The organism is Halomonas sp. SSL-5, assembly GCF_030708455.1.
Lineage (GTDB): Bacteria > Pseudomonadota > Gammaproteobacteria > Pseudomonadales > Halomonadaceae > Halomonas.
This window is the reverse complement of record NZ_JAUYWF010000010.1, coordinates 1-23,892: the sequence shown is the minus strand read 5'-3', so window position 1 is coordinate 23,892 and position 23,892 is coordinate 1. Positions and strand designations below refer to the sequence as shown.

General features: G+C 67.2%; 23 protein-coding genes. 10 read left to right on the top strand and 13 right to left on the bottom strand.

All coding sequences use genetic code 11. The features are described 5' to 3' along the window. Positions 1–5 precede the first annotated feature (5 nt). The 7 genes from RAN53_RS12610 to can form a co-directional block, all read right to left on the bottom strand. Entirely contained in the window at positions 6–935 is a 930-nt protein-coding gene (locus RAN53_RS12610; protein WP_305797166.1) for a LysR family transcriptional regulator, read from the bottom strand. Between the two features lie 64 nt (positions 936–999). Next, positions 1,000–2,046: an ABC transporter ATP-binding protein gene (locus tag RAN53_RS12605; protein ID WP_305797165.1), complete on the bottom strand. Its 1,047-nt coding sequence runs from the start codon at positions 2,044–2,046 to the stop codon at positions 1,000–1,002. Then, on the bottom strand, positions 2,046–3,065 hold the full coding sequence (locus RAN53_RS12600; protein WP_305797164.1) for an ABC transporter ATP-binding protein: 1,020 nt from the start codon (positions 3,063–3,065) through the stop codon (positions 2,046–2,048). Before RAN53_RS12600 ends, RAN53_RS12605 begins: the two co-directional genes overlap by 1 nt. A 5-nt stretch (positions 3,066–3,070) precedes the next feature. Next, positions 3,071–4,027, bottom strand: coding sequence for an ABC transporter permease (locus RAN53_RS12595; RefSeq protein WP_305797163.1), 957 nt, complete (start codon positions 4,025–4,027; stop codon positions 3,071–3,073). Beyond that, complete coding sequence (locus RAN53_RS12590) at positions 4,024–5,070, bottom strand: ABC transporter permease (RefSeq protein WP_305797162.1); 1,047 nt, start codon at positions 5,068–5,070, stop codon at positions 4,024–4,026. Before RAN53_RS12590 ends, RAN53_RS12595 begins: the two co-directional genes overlap by 4 nt. 108 nt (positions 5,071–5,178) lie before the next feature. Then, complete coding sequence (locus RAN53_RS12585; protein WP_305797161.1) at positions 5,179–6,753, bottom strand: ABC transporter substrate-binding protein; 1,575 nt, start codon at positions 6,751–6,753, stop codon at positions 5,179–5,181. A 206-nt stretch (positions 6,754–6,959) separates the two neighbouring features. After that, the gene (can, locus tag RAN53_RS12580; protein ID WP_305797160.1) at positions 6,960–7,607 is read right to left on the bottom strand and encodes a carbonate dehydratase; all 648 of its coding nucleotides are present in this window, start codon (positions 7,605–7,607) and stop codon (positions 6,960–6,962) included. A gap of 185 nt (positions 7,608–7,792) precedes the next feature. Here can and gorA point away from each other — a divergent pair, with 185 nt between their 5' ends. The 4 genes from gorA to RAN53_RS12560 all read left to right on the top strand — a co-directional run bounded on the left by gorA (position 7,793) and on the right by RAN53_RS12560 (position 11,886). Beyond that, entirely contained in the window at positions 7,793–9,172 is a 1,380-nt protein-coding gene (gene gorA, locus RAN53_RS12575) for a glutathione-disulfide reductase (RefSeq protein WP_305797159.1), read from the top strand. A gap of 297 nt (positions 9,173–9,469) precedes the next feature. Continuing rightward, positions 9,470–10,048, top strand: a complete 579-nt coding sequence (gene ectA / locus RAN53_RS12570; RefSeq protein ID WP_305797158.1) for a diaminobutyrate acetyltransferase — start codon at positions 9,470–9,472, stop codon at positions 10,046–10,048. A gap of 91 nt (positions 10,049–10,139) precedes the next feature. Next, positions 10,140–11,405: a diaminobutyrate--2-oxoglutarate transaminase gene (gene ectB, locus RAN53_RS12565; protein WP_305797157.1), complete on the top strand. Its 1,266-nt coding sequence runs from the start codon at positions 10,140–10,142 to the stop codon at positions 11,403–11,405. A 91-nt stretch (positions 11,406–11,496) separates the two neighbouring features. Next, complete coding sequence (locus RAN53_RS12560; RefSeq protein WP_305797156.1) at positions 11,497–11,886, top strand: ectoine synthase; 390 nt, start codon at positions 11,497–11,499, stop codon at positions 11,884–11,886. Positions 11,887–11,974: 88 nt separating this feature from the next. On the opposite strand, the gene RAN53_RS12555 is transcribed toward RAN53_RS12560, so the two are convergent. The 4 genes from RAN53_RS12555 to RAN53_RS12540 all read right to left on the bottom strand — a co-directional run bounded on the left by RAN53_RS12555 (position 11,975) and on the right by RAN53_RS12540 (position 17,044). Beyond that, positions 11,975–12,514: a DUF3833 domain-containing protein gene (locus tag RAN53_RS12555; RefSeq protein ID WP_305797155.1), complete on the bottom strand. Its 540-nt coding sequence runs from the start codon at positions 12,512–12,514 to the stop codon at positions 11,975–11,977. Between the two features lie 149 nt (positions 12,515–12,663). After that, entirely contained in the window at positions 12,664–13,119 is a 456-nt protein-coding gene (locus RAN53_RS12550; RefSeq protein ID WP_305797154.1) for a hypothetical protein, read from the bottom strand. Between the two features lie 72 nt (positions 13,120–13,191). Then, positions 13,192–14,478: a hypothetical protein gene (locus RAN53_RS12545; RefSeq protein WP_305797153.1), complete on the bottom strand. Its 1,287-nt coding sequence runs from the start codon at positions 14,476–14,478 to the stop codon at positions 13,192–13,194. 163 nt (positions 14,479–14,641) lie between these two features. Further along, positions 14,642–17,044, bottom strand: coding sequence for an outer membrane beta-barrel protein (locus tag RAN53_RS12540; protein ID WP_305797152.1), 2,403 nt, complete (start codon positions 17,042–17,044; stop codon positions 14,642–14,644). Between the two features lie 391 nt (positions 17,045–17,435). Here RAN53_RS12540 and RAN53_RS12535 point away from each other — a divergent pair, with 391 nt between their 5' ends. From RAN53_RS12535 to yidD, 6 genes are all read left to right on the top strand, one after another. Beyond that, a complete protein-coding gene (locus tag RAN53_RS12535) occupies positions 17,436–18,290 on the top strand; it encodes an ATP-dependent zinc protease (RefSeq protein WP_305797151.1) in 855 nt (284 codons plus the stop codon). A gap of 44 nt (positions 18,291–18,334) precedes the next feature. Then, positions 18,335–19,840, top strand: a complete 1,506-nt coding sequence (locus tag RAN53_RS12530) for a UUP1 family membrane protein (RefSeq protein ID WP_305797150.1) — start codon at positions 18,335–18,337, stop codon at positions 19,838–19,840. 3 nt (positions 19,841–19,843) lie between these two features. Continuing rightward, entirely contained in the window at positions 19,844–20,818 is a 975-nt protein-coding gene (locus tag RAN53_RS12525; protein ID WP_305797149.1) for an alpha-L-glutamate ligase-like protein, read from the top strand. 66 nt (positions 20,819–20,884) lie between these two features. Beyond that, positions 20,885–21,331 carry a transcriptional repressor gene (locus RAN53_RS12520; RefSeq protein ID WP_305797148.1) on the top strand — a complete coding sequence of 149 codons (447 nt, stop codon included), beginning with the start codon at positions 20,885–20,887 and terminating at the stop codon, positions 21,329–21,331. Between the two features lie 23 nt (positions 21,332–21,354). Beyond that, the gene (gene hisI / locus RAN53_RS12515; protein WP_305797147.1) at positions 21,355–21,795 is read left to right on the top strand and encodes a phosphoribosyl-AMP cyclohydrolase; all 441 of its coding nucleotides are present in this window, start codon (positions 21,355–21,357) and stop codon (positions 21,793–21,795) included. Beyond that, positions 21,795–22,148: a membrane protein insertion efficiency factor YidD gene (yidD, locus tag RAN53_RS12510; RefSeq protein WP_305797146.1), complete on the top strand. Its 354-nt coding sequence runs from the start codon at positions 21,795–21,797 to the stop codon at positions 22,146–22,148. The genes hisI and yidD overlap by 1 nt, the downstream gene beginning before the upstream one ends. A 13-nt stretch (positions 22,149–22,161) precedes the next feature. Here yidD and RAN53_RS12505 read toward each other — a convergent pair whose 3' ends face one another. Both RAN53_RS12505 and RAN53_RS12500 read right to left on the bottom strand, forming a co-directional pair. Further along, a complete protein-coding gene (locus RAN53_RS12505) occupies positions 22,162–22,587 on the bottom strand; it encodes a SufE family protein (RefSeq protein ID WP_305797145.1) in 426 nt (141 codons plus the stop codon). Positions 22,588–22,614: 27 nt separating this feature from the next. Beyond that, the gene (locus tag RAN53_RS12500) at positions 22,615–23,754 is read right to left on the bottom strand and encodes a tyrosine-type recombinase/integrase (protein ID WP_305797144.1); all 1,140 of its coding nucleotides are present in this window, start codon (positions 23,752–23,754) and stop codon (positions 22,615–22,617) included. Between the last annotated feature and the right edge of the window lie 138 nt (positions 23,755–23,892).

The window sequence follows — 23,892 nt, the reverse complement described above, 5'->3', positions numbered from 1 at the left end:
ATGGGTCAGGGGGGGGAGGCGAGGGCCGGCGGGCGCGTCGCCAGGGCCTCCCAGAAGGCCTCCACGGCGGCCTGGCCGTTGCCTCGTCGGCGGTAGAGGCGGATCTCCAGGGGTACCTCCCAGCGGGCGTCGCCGGCGCGCACCAGGGTGCCCGCGTCCAGGGCGTCGCGCACGGAGCGCTCGGGTAGCCAGCCGAGGCCGTACCCCAGGCCGACCAGCTCACGGATGTTGCCGCTCTGGATGCTCTCGTGGAGCACCCGGAAGCGCGGTGCTCCGGGCAGCTTATCCAGGTGGCTGCGCAGGGCCAGGTCGATCAGCCCGCGGGGGTGGTAGGCGATCAGCGGCAGCGTGAAGCGTGCGCCGGCCTCCAGGGCGAAACGGGGCCGGCCGTCTTGCTCGGGCAGCGAGACCGGCACCATCCGCTCGGCCCCGAGGCGGCGATGCTCCAGGCCTTCGGTCTCCAGCATCAGGGGATCCTCGGCCTGGGGCCAGTAGGTGAGCACCAGGTCGCACTCGTCCCGGGACAGACCCTCGAAGAAGTCACTGGCAAGCCAGCCGGTGGCCCGCAGGTAGGGCGTCAGCGGTGGCGGCGAGGCCCAGCCGGCCAGCCACTCGGGCAGGAAGTGCGCCAGCAGGCTCTGCGGCGCCGCCAGCCGCAGCTGTCCGGCCTGCTCCTCGGCCAGGTGAACCAGCCGCTGCCGGGTCGCCGCCACCCGCCGGGTGACCTCCTGGCAGAGGCCGAGGAACTCCTCCCCGGCCGGTGTCAGCGACAGCGGCAGGGTCTGGCGGTTGATCAGGGTGGTGCCCATCTCCTCCTCGAGCAGCTTGATGCGTCGCGAGAAGGTCGGCTGGGTGACGTTCTGCTCCTCCGCCGCGCGCGAGAAGTGCTGGGTCCGGGCCAGGGCGATGAAGTCTTCCAGCCAGCGCAGTTCCATGTCGATCCTCGTGCGTGCCGCGGCCGTGTCTCGGCCCCGGCATTGTGCCATAGCGTGGCGGGGCTCAGTCGATGCGCCCTTCCTCCACGGCGTGACAGGCCACCTGGCCGCCGTCGTCGCTGGCGATCAGCGAGGGGATCTCGCGGCGACACCGCTCGTTGGCATGGGGGCAGCGGCCATGGAAGACGCACCCCGAGGGCAGGTTGACCGGCGTGGGCACCTCGCCCTGCAGGCGGATGTGCTGCGGCCGGTCGTCCTCCAGGCGCGGGATCGCCGACATCAGCGCCTGGGTGTAGGGATGTCGCGGCCGGGCGAAGAGGGTCGCCGTGGGCGCCACCTCGCAGACCCTTCCTAAGTACATCACCGCCACCCGGGTGCCGAAGTGCTCGACCACCGCCAGATCGTGGGTGATGAACAGGTAGGTCAGGTTGCGCTGCTGCTGGGCCTCCATCATCAGGTTGAGCACCTGGGCCTGGATCGACACGTCCAGCGCCGAGATCGGCTCGTCGGCGACGATGAACTCCGGGTCCACCGCCAGGGCCCGGGCGATGGCGATACGCTGACGCTGGCCGCCGGAGAACTCATGACCATAGCGTGCGCCCCAGTCGGCGGCGATGCCCACCGAGGTCATCACCTCGGCGACCTGGTTCCTGACCCGCTGGGGCGACCAGTCCGGGTGGTGCAGGCGGATCGGCTCCTCCAGGGTCTGCTGGATGGTCATGCGCGGGTTCAGCGACGCATAGGGGTTCTGGAAGATCATCTGCATGCGCCGGCGGTAGGGCATCAGCGCCTTGTGGGAGAGGTCGTCGATGCGCTTGCCGTCGTAGCGGATCTCGCCGGCGCTGGGATGCAGCAGGCCCATCACGGTGCGCGCCACGGTGGACTTGCCGCAGCCGGACTCGCCGACCACGCAGAGCGCCTCGCCGCGCTGGATGTCCAGGTCGACCCCGTTGATGGCGTGCACGTGCTTCTGCTCGCGGACCAGCTTGCCGCCCTTGAACTTGAGCTGCTCGAGGAAGTCGCCGGAGAGCGAGAAGCGCTTCTCCACGCCGCGAATCTCCAGCAGCGGGGTGGCGGGACCGGCGGCGGTGGCGTGGGCAGTCGAACTCATCAGCGGATCTCCTCGGCCGGAATGCGCTCGCGATCGAGCATCTCGGCGACCATGTGGCAGGCGACCCGGCAGTTGCCAGAGGTCACGAAGTCGGGCACCTCGTCGGTGCAGGCGTGGCGAGTCGAGCCGTCGGCACGCGTCACGAACCCGCAGCGCGGATGGAAGGCGCAGCCGCTCGGCAGGTTGTCAAGCGAGGGCATGCTGCCGGGGATCTGGTTGAGGCGTGCGCCGGGCGTAGCCATCTGCGGCAAGGCGTTGATCAGCCCCTGGGTGTAGGGGTGCTGCGGGTCGTTGATGATCTCCCGGGTCGGGCCCTGCTCGATCACCCGGCCGGCATACATCACCAGCATGCGCTGGGTGACCTGGCTGACCACACCCAGGTCGTGGGTGATCAGGATCAGGCCGACGTTGTGCTTCTCGCAGAGCTCGAGCAGCAGCGCCATGATCTCGGCCTGGATGGTCACGTCCAGCGCCGTGGTCGGCTCGTCGGCGATGATGATGTCGGGGTCGAGCAGCAGCGCGATGGCGATGATCACCCGTTGGCGCATGCCGCCGGAGAGCTCGTGGGGATACTGGTCCAGGCGCGCCGCGGGGGAGGGGATCTGCACCTGCTCGAGCTTGCGCAGCGAGATCGCCCGGGCCTCCTTGCTGGAGATGCGCCGGTGCGCCTTGAGGCACTCGACCATCTGCTCGCCGATGGTCAGCACCGGGTTCAGGGTCATCATCGGATCCTGGAAGATCATCGACATGCGGTGCCCGCGTACATGCCGCAGGGCCCGGTCGCTCATGGCGGTGAGTTCCTGACCATCGAAGGTGATGCTGCCGCCGGCGATATAGCCGGGCTTGGCGATCAGGTTGAGCAGGCTGAAGGCCGCCACCGACTTGCCGGCGCCGGACTCGCCCACGATGCCGAGGCGTTCGCCGCGCTCCAGGCTGAAGCAGACATCACGCAGGGCCTGCACGTCGCCGCGGCGCAGGGCGAAGCGCACGTCGAGGTTGGTTACGTCGAGGAGTGCCATGGGAATCAGCCCTTGTAGAGTCGCGGGTTGAGGACGTCGCGCAGCCAGTCGCCGAGCAGGTTGATCACCAGCACGAGAATGACCAGCACGGCCCCGGGGATCAGGGTGATCCACCAGGAGCCCGACTGGATGTAGTCGAAGCCCGACTTGATCAGCGAGCCCAGCGACGGGTGCGTTTCGGGCATGCCGAGCCCCAGGAACGACAGCGCCGCCTCGGAGATGATGGCGTTGGCCACCTGCACCGTGGAGATGACGAAGATCGGCGACAGGGTGTTGGGCAGGATGTGGCGAAACATGATGCGCCGGCTCGTGAAGCCCATCACCCGGGCGGCGTCGACGTACTCCTTGCTGCGCTCGGCGAGCACCGAGGCGCGCACCGTGCGCGCGTACTGCGGCCACTCCGCCAGGCCGATGATCAGCACCAGCAGCGGCACCGCGTAGTCACTGTAGGTGGCGCCCCCGAAGACCGCCTTGACCAGGGCACCGACCACGATGGCCACCATCAGGGTGGAGAACGACAGCTGGATGTCGGCCAGGCGCATCAGGAAGGCGTCGACGCGCCCACCGAGGTAGCCGGCGAGCAGCCCGAAGCTGACGCCGAGCAGGGCCTGCAGCGCCACGGCGCCGAAGCCGATGATCAGCGACACCCGGGCGCCGTAGAGGATGGTCGAGAGCAGGTCGCGGCCCTGGGCGTCGGTGCCCATCAGGTAGGCCGGATCGCTGCCGTCGATCCAGAAGGGCGGCAGCTCCGAGGCGAGGATGTCGATCTGCGCCAGGTCGTAGGGATCCATCGGCGCCAGCCACGGGGCCAATACCGCGACGCCGACCAGCATGATGAACACCGCAAGGCTGAGTTGGGCGACTGGATCGCGCTTGAAGCTGTAGAGCAGGTAGGAGCCGCGGAAACGCGACCAGCGGCTCGCCACCGGGGCGACGTCCATGGAAGAGTTCGTGGTAGTCATGCGGGTTTCCCTGTCAGCTTGACGGTGGGATTGACCAGGCCGTAGATGAGGTCGACCAGGGTGTTGGTGATCACGAAGATCAGCCCCACGATCATCAGGTAGGTCACGATCAGCGGCACGTCGGAGCGCTGGATGGCGTTGAGGAACATCAGCCCCATGCCCGGCCACTGGAAGACCGTCTCGGTGAGGATGGTGTAGGCCACCAGGGTGCCGATCTGCACGCCGCCCACGGTGATCACAGGCAGCATGGTGTTCTTCAGCGCGTGGATGAAGTAGATCCGGCGCAGCGAGATGCCCTTGGCGCGGGCGAACTTCACGTACTCGGACTGCAGCACCTCGAGCATCTCGGCGCGGATCAGGCGGATGAACAGCGGCAGCATGATGGAAGCCAGCGAGACCGCCGGCAGCACCAGGTAGGTCAGCCCGGTCAGCGAGGCGAAGTTGGTGTCCCAGGTGCCGAAGACATGGACCGGGTCGCCGCGGCCGTAGGCCGGCATGCCGCCCTCGGTGGAGAGCACCCCGTTGAGCCAGGCGCCCCAGCCGGTGTCGGCGGGGAAGGGCGCGACGCTCACCCCGATGGCGAATATCTGTATGAGCACGATGGCGGTGAGGAACACCGGGATCGAGATGCCCACGATCGACACCCCCATGAAGAAGCGCGACAGCCAGGCCCGGGGCCGGATGGCGCTGTACACGCCGATCGGCACCGACAGCGCGATGATCAGGAAGGTACTGGCCGCCACCAGCTCCAGCGTCGCCGGCAGGTGGCGCATGATGACCTCGGTGGTCGGCTGGTTGAAGGTATAGGAGTAGCCGAAGTCGAACTGGACGGCGTTCCCGGCGAAACGCAGGTACTGGACCAGGAAGGGGTCGTTGAGCCCCAGTTCCTCGCGCAGGGCCTCGCGCTCGCTCTCCGGTACCGACTGGCCGACCATCTGCTGGATGGGGTCGCCCAGGTTATCCTGGATGGCGAAGGCGATGAGGCTGATGACGAACATCACCAGCAGGGCATGGTAGAGGCGCTTGATCAGGAAGGCGATCATGGCTGGCGTCCCGTGTGCAACACGCGGTGACGCACTCGAGCATCGAGCGCGTCACAGGGGTCATGGTTTCGGAGCGCCGACCCGCGAGGGGCCTGCGCGCGGCGGGGGTTACTCTTCGTGGATGACCAGGTCACCGAGGTAGGGGAAGTTCATCACGTTGAGCACCGGCTCGATGTCGACGTTGGCGGCCGAGGCCCAGGCAAGGTCCTGCCAGTGCAGCGGCACGAAGGCGGCATCGTCGTAGAGCGCCTGCTCGACCTGCTGAAGCATCTCGGCCCGCTTCTCCAGGTCGACCTCGAGGTTGGCCTCGGCCACCAGCTTGTCGAGCTCCGGGTTGCAGTAATTGCCGGCGTTGTACTGGCCGGCCCCGGTGTCGGCGTCCGGACAGGCGGTAAGGTACTCGTGGAAGTTCGCGCTGTCCTCGGTGTCGGCGTGCCAGCCGATCATCATCATGTCGGCGACGCGGTCGTCGTACTCACCCCAGTACTGGGCCTTGGGCAGCGTCTTGAGATCCACCGTCACGTTGATGCGCGCCAGCATGGCGGCGACCGCCTGGGCGATCTTGGCATCGTTCACGTAGCGGTTGTTGGGCGCCATCATGGTGATCTCGAAGCCGTCCGCGTAGCCGGCATCGGCCATCAGCTGCTTGGCCTTCTCCAGGTCATAGCGGAGCTCCAGGCTGTCGACATGCCCCGCGTAGCCGTCCGGCGAGAACTGGGCCGCCGGGGTGGCGAAGCCCTTCATCAGGCGATCGGCGATGCCTTGCTGGTTGATGGCATAGGCGAAGGCCTGGCGGACACGCGGGTCCTGGAAGGCCTCGACGCGCTCCTGGTTCATGTGGAAGAGGATGATCCGAGTGCCGGACATGGTCACCAGCTGGACGCTGTCGTCCTCGCGCACCCGATCCAGGTCGTTGGGTGGCACCGGGGCGATGAAGTCGACGTCGCCGGAGAGCAGGGCCGCCACGCGGGTGGCGTTCTCGCTGATCGGGGTCATGACGATGTTGTCGACGTTGCCCGGGGAATCCTCGTCCCAGTAGTCGGCGAAGCGCTCGAAGCCGATCCGCACCCCCTGCTGGCGTTCGGTGACCACGTAGGGGCCGGTGCCGGAGAGGTGGGTCGAGGCATAGGAGTTGCCGTTCTTGACGATCTCGTCCTTGGGGTCGCCATCCTCGTCCGTGCCGCTGTAGAAGGCGCTGTCCATCGGGAACACGTAGGTCGCGAGGTTCAGCAGCAGCGGGTAGGGCTTGGTGGTGGTGAACTCCACCGTGGTGTCATCGACGGCGGTGACGCTCGCGATGGGCTCGAAGATCGCCTTGAAGTCCGGGCTGCGCTTGAGGCGCTCGACGGTCCAGACCACGTCCTCGGCGCTGAAGGCGTTGCCGCTGTGGAAGGCCACGTCATCACGCAGGGTCATGCGCATGGTGGTGTCGTCGACCTGCTCCCAGGCGGTGGCCAGGCGCGGCTCGAAGGAGAGGTCCTTGTTCCAGCGCACCAGCGGGTCGAAGGTCATGTGGGAGAGCTGGAGGATGCCGCCGGAGAGCTGCTCGTGGATGTCCAGCGAGACGGGGTCGGCGTCGTAGGCCATCCGCAGGCTGGTCTCGGCGCTGGCCGCGGCGGGCAGCAGGGCGGTGGTCATGGCGGCGCCGACGGCGGCGGCCAGGAGGGTACGCTTGAACATCATGTCGGGTTCCCTTTCGAGGTTGTTGTTGGTGCACGGTCACCGCACACGGTTGTGGCAACCTTCAACATAGAGACCCGGCGGGGCCCCGCACAATCGAAATTCCGACTGGCGTCATGCGCGGGGTGAATCAAGAGGCATGAAATAATACGAAAGTGGAATATCCGCCGTCCGGCCACCCGGGACGGGCAACCGGACGGCGGCGGCGCTCAGCCGGCGGGGGTGGCGCGCCGGATGCGATAGAGGTCGGCCGCCTCGTCGAGGCCGGCGATGGTGCACTCGAGATCCTTGACGCGGCCGTCGGCCAGCCCGTAGACCCAGCCGTGGAGCCAGATATCCTGCCCCCGCTGCCAGGCGTGCTGGATGATCTTGGTACGGCTCAGGCGGGTCACCTGGGCGCGGGCATTGAGCTCGCACATGCGGTCGACACGCTCGTCGATCGGCAGCGGTGCCAGCTCGTCGCGATGCTGGTAGTAGAGTTCGCGCACCGAGTGCAGCCAGTTGTCGACCAGCCCGTTGTCGCCCCCCTCGATGGCGGCACGCACGCCGCCACAACCGTAGTGGCCCACCACCATGATATGGCGCACCTGGAGGACGTCGACGGCGTACTGCAGCACCGAGAGGGCGTTGAGGTCGTTGTGGTGCACCAGATTGGCGACATTGCGGTGCACGAACACCTCGCCGGGCGGCAGGGCGATGATCTGGTTGGCGGGAACCCGGCTGTCCGAACAGCCGATCCACAGATAGTCGGGATTCTGCTGGTTGGACAGCCGGGTGAAGAAATCGGGATCGTCTCGGCAGACCTTATCGGCCCAGGCGCGGTTGTTCTCCAGCAGGGTCTCGATTTCCTTTCTCATGGGGGGCTCTTCGTGGGAGTGGAGTCGCGCCTTTTTTACTCTCGCCCCCCACCGGGGTCAACCGCGGACATCGCCGGGACAGGGCTATCGCGGCGGCGACACCGCGTCATGCCCCATACGCCCCGCGGCTGCTATCATCGCCGCATCCGACCTCGGGCCTTGGGCCCACGACAAGGAGCGAGACCGTGTCCGACCTAGAACCAACCGCCTACGACTGGGACCTCTTCGTGATCGGCGCCGGCTCCGGTGGCGTGCGCGCCGCGCGTACCGCCGCCGCCACCGGCGCCCGGGTGGCCGTGGCAGAGGACCGCTACCTGGGCGGCACCTGTGTCAACGTGGGCTGCGTGCCCAAGAAGCTCTACTCCTACGCCGCCCACTTCCGCGACGCCTTCGAGGACGCCGAGGGCTTCGGCTGGCGACTGTCCGAGGCGCCGAGCTTCGACTGGCCGACCCTGCGCGACAACAAGGTGGGGGAGATCAAGCGGCTCAACGGCATCTATGGGCGGCTGCTCGACGGCGCCGGCGTGCGCCTGATCAATGGCCGCGCCCGGGTGCTGGATGCCCACCGTGTCGCGGTCGGCGATGAGGTGCACAGCGCCGCGAAGATCCTGGTCGCCGTGGGCGGCTGGCCGTGGATCCCCGAGTTCCCGGGCAGCGAGCTGGCCCTGAGCTCCAACGAGGTGTTCGACCTCGAGACCTTCCCCGAGCGCTTCCTGGTGCTGGGCGGCGGCTATATCGCCGTGGAGTTCGCCAGCATCTTCAACGGCCTGGGCAGCGACACCCACCTGATCTACCGAGGCGAGCTGTTCCTGCGTGGCTTCGACCACGAGGTGCGCGAGTTCACCCGCGACCAGATGGCGGAGAAGGGCGTCGACCTGCGCTTCGACACCAACATCGAGCGTATCGAGCGCGTCGACGGGGGGCTGGCGGTGACCCTGACCGACGGCGAGATCCTGGAGGTGGATGCCGTGCTGGCCGCCACCGGGCGTCGCCCGCACCTGGAGGGCCTGGGACTGGACGCCCTGGGCGTGGCCCTGGATGACGGCGGCTATCTCGAGGTCAACGAGCGCTTCGAGAGCTCGCTGCCCTCGCTGCTGGCCCTGGGCGACGTCATCGGCGGGCCGGAACTCACCCCGGTGGCGCTGGCCGAGGCGATGCACCTGGTGCGCTGCCACTTCGAGGACACGCCACCATCCGCCCCGCTGGACTACCGCAACATCCCCACCGCGGTGTTCTGCCATCCCAATATCGGTACCGTGGGGCTCTCCGAGGAGGAGGCCCGGGAGCGCTACGGCGAGATCCGCGTCTACAGCGCCGACTTCCGCCCCATGAAGCACACCCTGTCGGGGAGCGCCGAGCGCTGCCTGATGAAGCTGATCGTCGCTGACGAGAGCGACGTGGTGGTAGGCGCCCATATGGTGGGCGAGGAGGCCGGGGAGGTGATCCAGGGCATCGCCATCGCTGTGAAGGCGGGGCTCACCAAGGCCGACTTCGACGCCACCGTGGGCATCCATCCCACCGGCGCCGAGGAGTTCGTCACCATGCGGTCGCCGACCCGGCGCTGAGCCAGCAGCCCAGATCAAGCCTCGAGCACAAAAAGGTTAGAACCTTCGAGTCGCTCGAGGCTTTTCCGGCGCCTCTTCCGGCGCCTCTCGCTTCAGTCCAGCGGCAGCTTCCGTGGGAGCCGAGCCCGTGCTCTTGGACTAGACTGAAACAACCGACGAGACAGCGAGATCCACTGGCCTGGGCAGGCTTCACATAATTTTTTATTATGGATTGCGTCCCACGAAATAATGGCAAATTTGAGATTTGTTGGATGCTTGGTATAATCCCTCCCGACATCGCCGAAGCGAACACCGCCCATGATGACAACCACCGAGCCCTTCACGCCCTCCGCCGACCTCGCGAGGCCCACCGTCGCCGACGAGGTGATCGACGCCGAGGCCAGCGATCTTTTCATTCGCAAGCCCAATCCCGATGACGGCTGGGGCATCTACGAACTGGTCAAGTCCTGCCCCCCGCTCGACGTCAATTCCGCCTATGCCTACCTGCTGCTGGCCACCCAGTTCCGTGATAGCTGTGCGGTGGCCACGGACGAGGAGGGCGAGATCGTCGGCTTCGTCTCGGGCTACGTGAAGAGCAACGCGCCGGATACCTACTTCCTGTGGCAGGTTGCCGTGGGCGAGAAGGCGCGCGGTACCGGCCTGGCCCGACGCCTGGTCGAGGCGGTCATGACACGCCCGGAGCTCGCCGAGGTTCACCACCTCGAGACCACCATCACCCCCGACAACCAGGCCTCCTGGGGCCTGTTCCGCCGCCTCGCCGATCGTTGGCAGGCGACGCTGAACAGCCGTGAATACTTCTCCACCGACCAGCTCGGTGGCGAACACGACCCCGAGAACCTGGTCAGGATCGGCCCCTTCCAGACCGATCGTCTCTGACTCTCGTCACCTATCGTTTGCGCGCGAGGTCGTTCACACGCCTCGCGCTGCCCTCACGCACATTCATTCTCCCTCAACAGGAGGTCTCTCGATGCAGACCCAGATCCTCGAACGCATGGAATCCGACGTTCGCACCTATTCGCGCTCCTTCCCGGTGGTCTTCACCAAGGCGCAGAACGCCCGCCTGACCGATGAGAACGGCCGCGAATATATCGACTTCCTCGCCGGTGCCGGCACCCTGAACTACGGGCACAACAACCCGAAGATCAAGCAGGCCCTGCTCGATTACCTGGCCGAAGACAACATCATTCATGGCCTGGACTTCTGGACAGCCGCCAAGCGCCGTTACCTCCAGGCTCTCGATGAGATCATCCTCAAGCCGCGCGGCCTGGACTACAAGGTGCAGTTTCCCGGGCCGACCGGGACCAACGCCGTCGAAGCGGCCATCCGCCTGGCGCGCAATGCCAAGAAGCGTCACAACATCGTGACCTTCACCAACGGCTTCCACGGCGTGACCATGGGGGCACTCGCCACCACCGGTAACCGCAAGTTCCGCGAAGCCACCGGCGGCGTGCCCACCGTGGGCGGCACCTTCATGCCCTATGACGGCTACCTGGGCGATGGCACCGATACCCTGGACTACTTCGAGAAGCTGCTGACCGACAAGTCTGGCGGCCTCGACGTGCCGGCCGGCGTGATCGTGGAGACCGTGCAGGGCGAGGGCGGCATCAATGCCTGTGGCCTCGACTGGCTCAAGCGTCTCGAGCAGATCTGCCGCGCCCACGACATCCTGCTGATCGTCGACGACATCCAGGCCGGCTGCGGGCGTACCGGCAAGTTCTTCAGCTTCGAGCACGCCGATGTGGTGCCGGACATCGTTACCAACTCCAAGTCCCTCTCCGGCCTCGGCCTGCCGTTCGCCCAGGTGCTGATGCGCCCCGAGCTCGATATCTGGAAGCCGGGCCAGTACAACGGCACCTTCCGCGGCTTCGCGCTGGCCTTCACCACCGCCGCCGCCGCCATCGAGAACTTCTGGGGCGACGACAGCTTCGCCAAGGAAGTGCAGCGCAAGGGCGATATCGTCGCCGAGCGCTTCGGTCAGATTGCCGCCTGGATCAGCGAGCAGGGTATCGAGGCCTCCGAGCGTGGCCGCGGCCTGATGCGCGGCATCGATGTGGGCAGCGGCGAGATCGCCGACAAGATCACCCACCAGGCGTTCGAGAATGGTCTGGTCATCGAGACCAGCGGCCAGGACGGTGAGGTCGTCAAGTGCCTCTGCCCGCTGACCATTCCCGAGGAGGATCTTCTGAAGGGCCTGGATATCCTCGAGCAGAGCGCCAAGCAGGCGCTGAGCTGATATTCTGAACGGGCCGCTACGGCGGTCCGCTCGGTTCTGGGCGCGATCGCCTTTCCGGATCTCGCCGCCACTGAATTGCAGGAGATATCTTATGATCGTTCGCAATCTCGAGGAGTGCCGCAAGACCGACCGTCTGGTGACGGCGGAGAACGGCAACTGGGACAGCACCCGCCTGTCGCTGGCCGATGACGGCGGTAAATGCTCCTTCCATATCACTCGGATCTTCGAGGGTACCGAGACCCATATCCACTACAAGCACCACTTCGAGGCGGTCTACTGCATCGAGGGCGAGGGCGAGGTGGAGACGCTGGCCGATGGCAAGATCTGGCCGATCAAGCCAGGCGATATCTACATCCTTGACCAGCATGACGAACACCTGCTGCGGGCTACCAAGACCATGCACCTGGCCTGCGTGTTCACGCCGGGCCTTTCCGGCAACGAAGTGCACCGCGAGGACGGCTCCTACGCGCCTGCCGAATAACTCGGCAGCGTCTCGGCGCCGCCGAGAGCCGAGATAAGCCTGCAGCGGGCCCCGGCAGCGATGCCGGGGCCCGCTGCGTTTCGGGGTGTCACTCGACGGGCGTGAAGACGATGGTGATCTCGGCCAGGGTCAGGCCGAACTTCTTCATCGCCGTGCGATTGATCAGCCGCCCATCCGGCTGCAGGTACATCCAGTCATCCAGGGTAAAGGTGATCTCGCGGCCAGAGACCTCCACCGGCAGCCGGTAGGTCATGTTGAAGACATGCCCCGCCTGGCGAGCCGTCACGGGCCCCTCGACGTCGTTGGCGGTGCCCAGCCAGCGATCCTCGCCGTCGCGCTCGAAGGTCCAAACCCGGCGATCGGTCTCGCCGTCGTCATAGACGAAGTGCTCGTCCAGGGTCAGGGTGTCACCTTCGACACGCCCCTCGATCTCCACCGTGAAACGGCGCTGCACCTCGCCGCTGTAGTCCTGCACCATGCCCCAGGCGCGGGTCTGGCCGACAAAATAGTCGGCGATATCCAGGCGCGGTTGCGTCCCGGCGTAGCGATCGATATCGACGCTGGTACAGCCGGCCAGCAGCAGGGCGGCTCCCAGCAGTGCCAGGCGTGACAGCCATTTCCTATACATTATCAAAGCCTCTGTATGATATGCGTACAGCAACAGGCTAGCCGACCCGTGCCGGCGTGACCAGCGCGGTCCCTGGTATCTGCCTGGACGACGGAGGCCGGGATCGCTGATCCCGGCCTCCGGCTCTGCATGCCAGGCTCGTCGCTGTCTCAGGCGGTGTGGTCGTGTTCCTCGCCATCCTCGTGCTCGCCACGCCCCTCGGGCGGGCCGCCGCCCTCGTCGCCGTCCTCGTGGTCTTGTTCGTCGCCATCCTCATGCTCGCCACGTCCCTCGGGCGGTCCGCCGCGTGACGGATTACCCTGTCCGAAGCCCGTGTCGCGGAAGATGTCGGACTCCACCGAGCGACCGCCCCGGGCCTCGCCGGTGCCGGCGCCCTTGCCCTGACGCTGCCCACGGTTACCCTGGCCGCCGGCGCCCTGGTAGCCGCCCGTGCCATGGTCGCCATCGACGTGGCTATCGGTGTCGGAATGCTGGGCGAGCAGCAGGGTATCCGCAGGCGCGGTGAAGGGTGAGGGGGCTGCCTGGGCCACGGAGACGGCCAGCGCCAGGGGGAGCAGGGCGGCCAGCAGGCGAGGGCGTACTATCGAGACGATGTGGTATTTCATGACAGTGTCTCCTGGGGAACCGAAGGCGGCCCCGCATGGGGGGCCGCCATGGTCACACTCTGTGCTTACAACCTATTCGACGTCGAGGCTGAAGTCATGGACGTACTCCAGGACCTGCACGGCGTCGTCGGCCTGCTGGGTGAAGGTATCGATGCCATCGCTGTCCACATCGATGCTCGGCACGGTATTGAAGGGCACCACCTCCAACAGGTTGACCTGGACCTGCTCGAAGTAATCGGTACCCTCGACCGGCGCCAAAACCCAGATCATGGTGTCGTAGAGGGACTCGCGTGTGGAAGTCACGTCGTCGTCCGGATCGATGGTGGTGGTGTACTCGTACCCGGAGCCGTCGACCAGAGATGACAGCGCAGCGTCCAGACCCACGAAGCTGGTGATATTCATGATCTCGTCGACGGTCAGGTCGCCGTACTTGTCCGAGGCGGCCGAGAAGGCCGAGGCGGCAAGGGTCAGCACCACGTCCGCATCTACCGTCATGGAGAAACTTTCCACAGGGTCATCGCCCATGGGGCTCGTGGTGATCGACAGGGTGTAACTATCGGCGGTGGGATCACTGCCGGCGGCGTCGATCAGCGCCACATAGAAGGCGAAGTTCTCCAGCGGCGAGTCGATGGTGGAGACGGTGCCGTCGTCGTTGGTGACCAGCAGGCGTCCGGCCTCGTCGGTCATGTCGGCAAGGGTCTCGGCGGTGATGGCCTCCCCATCCAGCTTGGAGAGCAGCTCGGTCAGGGAATGCTCGACCACGCTCTCCGGCGAGCGCGCCACGTTGAGGCGCCCGAATTCCACCGGGATGATGCCCTCCGGCATCTCGAAGTCGCCTTCCTCCACCTCGACCAGTTGGGTATAGGAGTCGGTGTCCTCTTCGGTGCAGCCGATCACCAGGCAGGGTTGGACATTGCCGTTGTCGTCGAGGATCGGGGTGCCGTCGTCGTCGCGCAGGATCACCACGATATCGCCGTAGTCGTCGCCCTTGGCATTGTCCCCGCCACCGCCGCCGGTGCCATCGGGCTTGCCGCCACGGTCGCTGCTGCCGCCTTGACCTTGACCTTGACCTTGACCGCGGCCGGAGCCGCTGGCCGCATCGCGGAAGATATCGGACTCCAGCGTGCGTCCCTCGCCGCCGGCGCCGAAGCCGTTGCCCTTGCCGCGGCCGATATTGAGCAGATCACGCCCGCCGCCCTGGCCTTGCCCCTGGCCCTGCTGGGCCTCGGCCGTGTCGATCAGGAAATTGGCCTCGACCGGCGAAGGCGCCAGGCCGATGGCGACCACCAACGGTAGCAGGGCGGTGCCGGCCAGGGTGGCGATATGACGGGTCGTGAGGGTCTTGTATTGTGTGCTCATGAGATTCTCCTCCCAGGAGAAAGGTATTGCGAAGTCGGTGGTGCCGGCTGGGCCGCCTCGACGGCTACCAGTGACTTCAAGGTAGTCCCGTCAGTGCTAAGCATATTTGATATACGTCAAACTGCGCGGGTTATCAGCACGCTGCGACAAACCGCCGCATGGACTACCAGCGGTAGCCGAGGCCCAGGCGCGTCAGGGTCTCCTCGCTGTCGTAGCGCTCGACGCCGCGACCGGTATCCAGCGCCAGGGTGTCGTGGTCGATGCGGCTGACCTCCATGCGCAGGTGGAAGCGATCGTGGAGGGGCAGCTCCATGCCCGCGCCGAAGCGCCAGGCCTCCTCGGTCTCGCCCTTCACGATTCGCTGGTTGCCCCGGGCGTAGTTCACCTCGAGGTCGGTCCAGCTGGGACCGGCCAGCAGGTAGAGCAGGGCGCCGCTGTCGATGATGTAGCCGGCACGCAGGGCCAGGTCGAGGCTCGACTCGCGGTCCACCGAGTAGGTGCGCCCATTGGGCCGACGCTCATGGTTCCAGGTAATGTCGCTGGCCTCGGCGGCGATCTCGGCGCCCAGGTAGACGCGGTCGAGGGTGACGCCGTAGCCGAGGTGGGCACCAGCCAGGGCGCCGCTGTCGCCGAACTCGGCATCGAGCACGCTGTCGGTGCGCGGCCCCGAGACCTGGCTGACCAGGCTGCCGTAGCCGGTGTGCAGGCCGACGTAGGGACCAGCGTAGGCCTCCGCCGGGGCGGCCGGGCGCGAGGCCAGCTCGCGCCACGGGTGCCAGGCCACGCCCAGGCGCAGCAGGCTCTCCTCGAAGGTGAAGTCGTCGGGCTCGGCGGAGGGGCCGATGTCGATGTCGTCGTAGTTGGTGTAGCTGTAGTCCATGCGCAGACCGACAGTGTCGGCCAGCGGCACCTCCATGCCGCCACCCAGGCGGAGACCGTCGTGCCACTCCTTGTCGCTGATGCGCTCGCCGCCCTCCGTGAAGTCCGCGGCGAAGCGGCCACGCACCACGCCGAAGCGCCCGTAGACGGCGTTGTTGCCGGCCAGCAGGCGGTCGACGCGCACGCCGAGCCCGATGTCCTGGTCCTTCTCCACGCCGAACTCGCGGCCGTCGCCGGTGCGCAGGTGGTTCCAGCCGGCGCCGGTCTGGTCCGCCTCGAGCTCGAGGGCCAGGCGCCAATCCTCGAAGGTCAGGGCGTAGCCACCGAACAGCCCCAGGGTCTCGCCGCTGTCGCGGAAGTCGGCTCTCAGGCTGCCGTCCTGGCCGCTGGCCCGGGGGCCGGCCTGGGCGGTGCCGGTCTCGCCGAGGCCGCCCTGGATACCCAGGTAGATCCCGCCCAGGGTGTCGGTATGGCGCGCGGCATTCAGCAGCGCCTCGTCCTCGTAGCCGCGGGAGAGCTGGGTGCCGAGGCTGACCATCAGGCGGTTGTTATCGAAGTCCTCCGCCGGCTCGCTGGAGTCGCGCTGCTGGAAGTCGTAGTCGACGCCGACGTAGAGGTGCGGGTTGACGTAGTGGCGAAGCCCCATCCCCACGCCGAGGAGGTTGTCGTTGCGCGGGGTGCCGCGGTAGTCATGGTCGCTGTAGCTGGCCCGGGTGGTGAGCAGCAGGTCGGGGCGCAGGGCCGAACTCGCCTGGAGGCCGACCCCGGTGCGCACGCTGCCCGAGGCGCCTTCCACGGTGGTCTCCTCGATGCTGCGATCGAGCCTGGCGGTGACCCGACTCGCCGAGTCCTCCGGCTGCCAGCGCAGCTCGCCGCCGACGTCCCAGGTCTCGATATCCGCAAGCTCGGCATCGTCGTAGTCCTGCTCCATCCAGCCGCCCAACACCTCGGCGGTGAGGTCCGGCGCCGGCCGGTAGATCAGGCCTGCGGCGGCGTTATAACCCGCGGAGTCGCGGTCGATGGCGCCCGGGTCGTCGTAGTCGCGGTGGTCGATGGCGGCCTGGACGAAGGGCTCCAGGCGATCGGATACCTGGTAGCCGAGGCGGCCGCCGAAGGTGGTCTTCTGGCGGTCGCGGTCGTCCTGGAGGATGGTACCGCCGCCCAAACGAGGCACGTTTTTGAAGTCCAGCGACTCCCAGGTGCCGCCGATGCGGCTGGTGACGCGCCCGAAGGTGTGGTTGACACCGGCGAAGGTACCGAGGCGGTCATACTCGGTGGGTTCCTCGCCGTTGACCGCATCCGGCGACGAGCGCTCTTCGTGGCCGCGGGCCAGGGAGACGCCGCCGAACAGGCTACCCTGGGGGGCATAGGCCAGGCGACCCTCGGTGGAGAGTCGCCAGTCGGTGAAGTTCTCGCTGGTATAGTCGTGGTAGCGGCCGCGCTGGGCATCGCCGCGCAGGCGCACCTCGTGACGCTCGCCGGTGCCCACCAGTTCGGCGAAGGGCGATACCAGGGTCACTGTGTCCGAGACGCGATTCTCGCGCTCGAAGAAGACGTTGTCGTTGTATTCGTTGGCGACGCTGACGCCGACGTCATGGGTCCAGTCGGCGTGCACCGGGGTGGCGATGGCGGCGATCGCCGCTGCCAGGGGCAACAGGGCAAAGCGTGGGGCCAGGGTACTCGTCATAGGGGGAACCTCACGACAGACAGACAGAACGACAGAGGATGGGGACATGGCACTGGTCAGTGGGAAGCATGGTAGCGGCTTGGTAACGCCGCCTTGTTTCAGGTCAATATAGTCATTGATTCTTAAGCGCAACCAATTTGATCTTAAAAGTGGGGTTGCCGGTCCGACGGCGGCGACAGATGGTCACCGCATGTGACCATTCCAAGATGGCGATAAAGCCTGGGCATCATCAATTGCGCATAATGTATATTATGTTAAATGGTGCATATCGAGACGCACTTCGGCAGGCCCTCTGTCCGCACTCTCGAGCGCCCCGTAAGCCCGCGGGTTGGACAAGCTGCTTGGCGACTCCTTATTATCCCCGCACTGTTCAAAGGAATTGCCCTGCCCCATGCCCCATCCCCTGTTGAACGCCACCCTCGCGGTGTCCGCCGTCCTGCTCTCCGGCTGTGTCGCCCTGACCGACAAGCCCGCGCCCCCTGCGCCGCTGACGCCGGCGGACTTCCATGTGCGCATGGACGCCCTGGAGGATGCCCTGGGCGCCCGCTGCGATGCCCAGTCGCGACTGGGCAATGATGTCGCCTCGGTCGCGCGCCGCCAGGATGCGCTGATCGGTGACGTGCGCGAGGTGGGTTCCCTGCTGCGCGGGGTGAATGCCCGGCTGGACGACATCGCGGTCGACGAGCCCGAGCAGGTCGTGGTCCGGCGCGAGTGCGCCGCCGACGAGCTGGGCCTGGCCAACAAGGCGGTGCTGGGCCGCAGCGAGTGGATCGGCCTGCCCGACGTGGGCACCTACCTGAAGGCACGCATCGACTCCGGCGCCAACACCTCGTCGCTCTCGGCCCGCGAGATTACCCGCTTCGAGCGTGACGGCGAGAACTGGGTCCGCTTCAAGCTGGGCCTGGCCGACGACGATGTGGTCGTCGATGCGGTGCGTGACGAGTGGATCGAGGCGCCCATCGACCGCCGGGTGCGTATCATCCAGGCCACCGGCGAGGAGTCCCGCCCGGTGGTGACGCTGATGATGACCCTGGGCGCGATACGCGAGCCGGTGGAATTCACTCTCAGCGATCGGACCCACCTCGATTTCCCGGCCCTGCTGGGCAGGCGTTTCCTGCTGGATATCGCGGTGGTGGACGTGGCCGAGCGCTATCTCCACGAGCGCCCCGAATACCCCGGTGGGCGTCCGGCAGCGGAAGCCGAACGCGATCAGGATGACGCCGATCTCGATAACGAAGAGCGCTGAGCCACGCCTCAGCGGCTCTCTGTCCTCTCTGCCAAGGAAGACCCATGTCACGACTGCCCTTCTATCTGCTGGTCGGCGTCCTGTTCCTGGCCGGCGTGGCCATGAGCCTGCATCGTCACTACCAGCTCGAGGTGCCCTGGACCCCGGGCGAACAGCGCCAGGTGTGGGAAGTGGAGGCCCAGGTCAACTTCACCGCGCTGGGCGACCCGGTGCTGGTGGACATGGCGCTGCCCTCGACCCAGGAAGGCTTCCGGCTGCTCACCGAGCACACCGCCTCGCCGGGCTTCGGACTGGCGTTCGTGGAGGAGGATGGTGCCCGACGTGCCCAGTGGTCGATTCGTGAGGCCAGCGGCTCCCAGCAGCTCTATTATACCGCCCAGGTGCTGGTGGCGCCTGACAGCCGCCCGCCTCGCCTCGATGCCCCGCCGGTGCGCCGCGATATCGTCTGGGAGCGGCCCTACGACACCGCCGCCGCGCAGCTGATCGAGCGGGCCTGGAGTCGCAGCGCCGACCCCTACACCTTCGCCCGCGAGCTGTTCCAGGAATTCAACGAGGAGCGCCAGGGCGAGAACGCTCGCCTGCTGCTCACCCAGTTCGACCGCACCCCCCTGCTGGTTCGCCTGCTCAACCAGGCCGGCGTTCCGGCGCGGGAGGTCAGTGGCCTGCTGCTCGAGGATGGCCGGCGGCGCCAGTCGCTGACCAGCTGGATTCAGGTATTCGACGACCAGCATTGGGCGCTGTTCGACCCCGCGACCGGCGAGCAGGGGCGCCCCGAGAACCTGCTGATCTGGGAGGGAAGCGGCCAGGCGGTGCTCGAGGTGGAGGGCGGTACCAACTCGCGGGTCAACTTCTCGATGCTCTCCCGCAACCAGCCGGCGGCCGCGGCGGTACGCAACCAGCTGGCCGAGGACACCCTGCTCAACTTCTCCATCCACAGCCTGCCGCTGGAGGAGCAGGCGCTGTTCCAGACCATCCTGCTGATCCCCATCGGCGCGCTGGTGGTGGTGCTGCTGCGCATCCTGGTGGGGATCAAGACCTCGGGCACCTTCATGCCGGTGCTGATCGCCCTGGCCTTTATCCAGACCAGCCTCGCCACCGGCCTGATCGGCTTCCTGCTGGTGGTGGCCGTAGGCCTGGTGATCCGCAGCTACCTCTCCTACCTCAACCTGCTGCTGGTAGCGCGGGTCACGGCGGTGATCATCACGGTGATTGGCATCATCTCGGTGTTCTCGGTGCTCGCCTATCGCTTCGGGCTCAACGCCGGTCTGACGATCACCTTCTTCCCGATGATCATTCTCTCCTGGACCATCGAGCGCATGTCGATCCTGTGGGAGGAGGAAGGCCCCAAGCAGGTGCTGATCCAGGGCGGCGGCAGCCTGGTGACCGCGGTGCTGGCCTTCCTGGCCATGAACAATCCCTGGGTGCGCCATATCACCTTCAACTTCCTGGGGGTGCAGCTGATCCTGATGGCGCTGATCCTGATGATCGGCAACTACACCGGCTACCGCCTGCTGGAGCTGCGTCGCTTCAAGCCGGTCACCGAGGACTGAGCCATGCTGGAATGGACGACCCCCGGCAAGCTGCGCGCCAAGGGCATCATCGGCATGAACCGGCGCAATATCCGCTACATCGGCCGCTACAACAACCGCCGCCTCTACCCGCTGGTGGATGACAAGCTGCAGACCAAGCTGCTCGCCGAGCGCTTCGGTATCACCACGCCGGCGCTGATCGGTACCGTCACCACCCAGTTCGGCGTCAAGCACATCGGCGACCTGCTCGCCGGCCACGACGGCTTCGTGATCAAGCCGGCCAAGGGCAGTGGCGGCAAGGGCATCCTGGTGATCGAGCGGGTCGAGGGTGACGACTTCATCAAGCCCAGCGGTGCCCGCATGCGACTGGTCGACGTCGAACGTCACGTCTCCAATATCCTCTCGGGGCTCTACTCGCTGGGGGGTGCCCCCGATGTGGCACTGGCCGAGGCGCTGATCAACTTCGACGAGAGCCTCTCCGAATACACCTACGAAGGGGTCCCGGATATCCGGGTCATCGTGTTCAAGGGCTACCCGGTAATGGCCATGATGCGTCTCTCCACCGCCGCCTCGGACGGCAAGGCCAACCTGCACCAGGGCGCCGTCGGAGTGGGCCTGGATATCGCCACCGGTACCGCCATCCGCGGCGTGCAGTTCGACCGTACCCGCCACGACCATCCCGATACCGGCCATGAACTGGCAAGCCTCGCCATCCCCGACTGGCCTACCCTGCTGCTGCTCGCCGCCGGCTGCTTTGAAATGACCGGCCTCGGCTATCTGGGTACCGACATGGTGCTCGACCGCGACCAGGGCCCGATGCTGCTGGAGCTCAACGCGCGCCCGGGGCTTGCCATCCAGATGGCCAACGGTGAGGGACTCAGGCGTCGCCTGGATCTGGTCGAGAAGCAGCCGGACGGGGTGTCGCCCGAGGCGCGCGTGGCCTTCGCCCGCGAGCATTTCGCGCGGCGCAGCGAGCTCGAGGCCACCGCCGAGGCCTGAGCCTCGGTGGCCCGCCCTCGCCCACCCGCGTAGAATGGTGCCTGACTTCTACAGCCGACGGGCCCCATGACCGATTCCCGCAACCTGCTGCTTCAGGCGGAGCGACAGTGCCAGCAGCGCGGCGCGCGCTTCACGCCGATACGCCGCCGCGTGCTCGAGATGATCGCCGACGCCCCCGGGGGGCTGAAGGCCTACGACCTGCTCGACCGCCTGGCGGCCGAGCACGCCGCGGCCAGGCCGCCCACGGTGTATCGCGCCCTGGAGTTCCTGATCGATCAGGGCCTGGTGCATCGCATCGAGTCGCTCAATGCCTATGTCGCCTGCCCCTGCCCGGAGCACTCCCACGGCTTCCAGCTGCTGATCTGCCGCGTCTGCGGACGCGTCGAGGAGCTGCACCTGGATGACGTCAATGCCCAGCTCTCCGGCTGTGCCCGCCAGCTGGGCTTCCGGGTAGAGCGCCAGACCATCGAGCTGCTGGGGCGCTGCGACGCCTGCTGCGCTGCCGGCGGCTGATCCCCATCTTGCGGAGACCCCCCATGTCCGACACCTTCAAGGCCCTGGAACGGGCCCCCGCCGACAGCCGCCACGAGCTCGCGGGCGTACTCGCGGCCATCCGCTTCAACGCCGACGGCCTGATCCCCGCCATCGCCCAGCAGCACGACAGCGGCGAGGTGCTGATGATGGCCTGGATGAACCGGGAGGCGCTGGAAGAGACCCTGAACACGGGCCGGGTCTGCTACTGGTCGCGCTCCCGGGGCAAGCTGTGGCGCAAGGGCGAGAGCTCGGGCCAGCAGCAGTACCTGAAGAGCGCCGCCCTGGACTGCGACGGCGACACCCTGCTGCTGCAGGTGGACCAGACCGGACCGGCCTGCCACAGCGGGCGGCGCAGCTGCTTCTACGTGGCCCTGGAGAAGGAAGCGGCGCGCATCACCGACGCCCCGCTGATCGACCCCGACACCCTCTACGGCAAGGCCTGATGCCCTGCCTGGCGGCCTGGCTGGCCAAGCTGGCGCGACTGCTGCGCCAGGCCACGGCCTGGCTGATGATCGGCCTGGTGAGGGTCTACCAGGTCACCCTGAGCCCCCTGCTCGGCCCGCGCTGCCGCTACTGGCCGAGCTGCTCCGGCTATGCCGTGGAGGCCATCCGGGTGCATGGCCCCCTCAAGGGTGGGCTGATGGCCGCGCGGCGCATCGCCCGCTGCCACCCCGGCTGCGAGGGCGGCATCGACCCGGTGCCCGGCGGCCCCAGCGAGGCGCTGTGCCGCGAGGATCCCGAGCTCGACGAGCACTTCCGCCCCCGGGCGCCGGAGCATGACGGTCGGGAACGCTAGCGAATCGAGGCTCTCAGGCGGCCTCCTGCTCGGCCACCTCGTAGATGCGCTTGAGCATGGCGTTGAGGCCGTTGCTGCGCGTGGGCGAGAGATGCTTGTCGAGCCCCAGGTCGCCGAGGAAATGCGGTGAGGTATCGCGGATCTCCGCGGCGGGCCGGTCGCTGTAGATCCGCATCAGCACGGCGATCAGCCCCGAGACGATGGCGGCATCGGAGATGGCATCGAAGTGCACCACGTCGCCGCGGCGCTCGTGGTGCATCCAGACGTTGGACTGGCAGCCCTGGATCTTGAGCTCGTCGCGCTTCCACTCCGCGGGGAAGTCGGGCAGCGCCTTGCCCATGTCGATGATGTACTGGTAGCGATCCATCCAGTTGTCGAACATCTCGAACTCGTCGATCAGTTCCTGCTGGGCCTGTTCGGCGGTGATGTCGGTCGTCATAAGGGCTCCTTGTGGTCGTTGCCGCGATTATACCGGCTCGTCCCGGGTGGCGTCCGCCCCCTGTCGCGTCCCTCCGCGTTCGGCAAGGCCATGGCGGGACTGCTGGCGGTGCCACGCCTCGTCCTCGGCATGGAGGTAGCGAGCGGTGGTATCCAGCCGGGCGTGGCGCGCCGTGGCCGCCAGGTAGCGCAGCTCGACACCGGCCTGGGCCTGGTGGGTCAGCGCCGTATGGCGCAGCCAGTGTGGGGTCGCCTGGCGCAGGCGCAGCGCCCACGCACGAGCGCCCTCCCCCTGCTCACTCTCCAGCTCATCGGCGGCGCCGCGGAAGGTCTCGCGGATCAGCCTGTAGAGGCGGTTGTCGCCGATGCCCCGCTTGCCATCCAGGGCGCGCAGCAGCGGGCTGGCATCATCGGGCTGCGGCTCGCCGGCCAGACCCAGGCTGGCACGCCACTCCTCGAGCAGCTTCGCCATGTCCGGGGGCACCGGGATGCGCGCCGACTTGCCGCCCTTCCCCACCACCTGCCACCACCAGCGCCCCTCGCGGCGGCGGAAGTCGCCCATGCGCGCCGCGCTCATCTCGGCGATGCGTGGGGCCAGCAGGTAGGCGAAGCCGAATACGAAACGCCGCCGGGCCTGCTCGAAGCGATCCCGTGCCGAGGCGCCCTGTTCCGGCGGCCGGTCGAGCCAACCCCACAGCCACCCCCACAGCGGCGCCTCCAGATAGCGCTCGATGCCGCCCTGGCGGTTGTCCAGGCGTCGTCGCTTGTCGCGCATCAGCCTGAAGGGGTTGTGGGTCACCCAGCCCGCCTCGACGAGCCAGGCAAACATGCCCTGCAGGATCACCAGGCTCTGGCGGCGACTCGCCGGCGACAGCGGCCCGCGGAACGGTCGCCAGTCGTCGGCCCGGCGTGGCCGTGGCGGCCCCACCCAGCGCGAGCTTGGCTGTGGGTCGGCGAGGAACGCCTCGAAGGCCTCCAGGTGGTCGCGGCGCATCTCGGCAAGCGTCATGTCCCGCTCGCCGAGCCACAGCAGCAAACGCTCGGCCTCGCGACGATAGGCGGCGAGGGTCTTCGGGCTTCCCCGGTACTCGGCCAGCCACCGGGCCACCGCCTCGGCGTCGCTGCCCGCGGCGATATGGGCGCCCTGCCCGACCACTGCACGCTCCACAAGGCTCGTCCCGATGCCGACCGGCAATTCATCACTACCTATTATCTTTTGCACTCTTCACCCTTGCTCCTTGCTCCTTGCTCCTTGCTCCTTGCTCCTTGCTCCTTGCTCCTTGCTCCTTGCTCCTTGCTCCTTGCT

What these genes read in the sequence shown, in the direction of transcription:
- RAN53_RS12610 (WP_305797166.1), bottom strand. Translation starts at nt 935, where the DNA reads ATGGAACTGCGCTGGCTGGAAGACTTCATCGCCCTGGCCCGGACCCAG.
- RAN53_RS12605 (WP_305797165.1), bottom strand. Translation starts at nt 2,046, where the DNA reads ATGAGTTCGACTGCCCACGCCACCGCCGCCGGTCCCGCCACCCCGCTG.
- RAN53_RS12600 (WP_305797164.1), bottom strand. Translation starts at nt 3,065, where the DNA reads ATGGCACTCCTCGACGTAACCAACCTCGACGTGCGCTTCGCCCTGCGC.
- RAN53_RS12595 (WP_305797163.1), bottom strand. Translation starts at nt 4,027, where the DNA reads ATGACTACCACGAACTCTTCCATGGACGTCGCCCCGGTGGCGAGCCGC.
- RAN53_RS12590 (WP_305797162.1), bottom strand. Translation starts at nt 5,070, where the DNA reads ATGATCGCCTTCCTGATCAAGCGCCTCTACCATGCCCTGCTGGTGATG.
- RAN53_RS12585 (WP_305797161.1), bottom strand. Translation starts at nt 6,753, where the DNA reads ATGATGTTCAAGCGTACCCTCCTGGCCGCCGCCGTCGGCGCCGCCATG.
- can (WP_305797160.1), bottom strand. Translation starts at nt 7,607, where the DNA reads ATGAGAAAGGAAATCGAGACCCTGCTGGAGAACAACCGCGCCTGGGCC.
- ectA (WP_305797158.1), top strand. Translation starts at nt 9,470, where the DNA reads ATGATGACAACCACCGAGCCCTTCACGCCCTCCGCCGACCTCGCGAGG.
- ectB (WP_305797157.1), top strand. Translation starts at nt 10,140, where the DNA reads ATGCAGACCCAGATCCTCGAACGCATGGAATCCGACGTTCGCACCTAT.
- RAN53_RS12560 (WP_305797156.1), top strand. Translation starts at nt 11,497, where the DNA reads ATGATCGTTCGCAATCTCGAGGAGTGCCGCAAGACCGACCGTCTGGTG.
- RAN53_RS12555 (WP_305797155.1), bottom strand. Translation starts at nt 12,514, where the DNA reads ATGTATAGGAAATGGCTGTCACGCCTGGCACTGCTGGGAGCCGCCCTG.
- RAN53_RS12550 (WP_305797154.1), bottom strand. Translation starts at nt 13,119, where the DNA reads ATGAAATACCACATCGTCTCGATAGTACGCCCTCGCCTGCTGGCCGCC.
- RAN53_RS12545 (WP_305797153.1), bottom strand. Translation starts at nt 14,478, where the DNA reads ATGAGCACACAATACAAGACCCTCACGACCCGTCATATCGCCACCCTG.
- RAN53_RS12540 (WP_305797152.1), bottom strand. Translation starts at nt 17,044, where the DNA reads ATGACGAGTACCCTGGCCCCACGCTTTGCCCTGTTGCCCCTGGCAGCG.
- RAN53_RS12535 (WP_305797151.1), top strand. Translation starts at nt 17,436, where the DNA reads ATGCCCCATCCCCTGTTGAACGCCACCCTCGCGGTGTCCGCCGTCCTG.
- RAN53_RS12530 (WP_305797150.1), top strand. Translation starts at nt 18,335, where the DNA reads ATGTCACGACTGCCCTTCTATCTGCTGGTCGGCGTCCTGTTCCTGGCC.
- RAN53_RS12525 (WP_305797149.1), top strand. Translation starts at nt 19,844, where the DNA reads ATGCTGGAATGGACGACCCCCGGCAAGCTGCGCGCCAAGGGCATCATC.
- RAN53_RS12520 (WP_305797148.1), top strand. Translation starts at nt 20,885, where the DNA reads ATGACCGATTCCCGCAACCTGCTGCTTCAGGCGGAGCGACAGTGCCAG.
- hisI (WP_305797147.1), top strand. Translation starts at nt 21,355, where the DNA reads ATGTCCGACACCTTCAAGGCCCTGGAACGGGCCCCCGCCGACAGCCGC.
- yidD (WP_305797146.1), top strand. Translation starts at nt 21,795, where the DNA reads ATGCCCTGCCTGGCGGCCTGGCTGGCCAAGCTGGCGCGACTGCTGCGC.
- RAN53_RS12505 (WP_305797145.1), bottom strand. Translation starts at nt 22,587, where the DNA reads ATGACGACCGACATCACCGCCGAACAGGCCCAGCAGGAACTGATCGAC.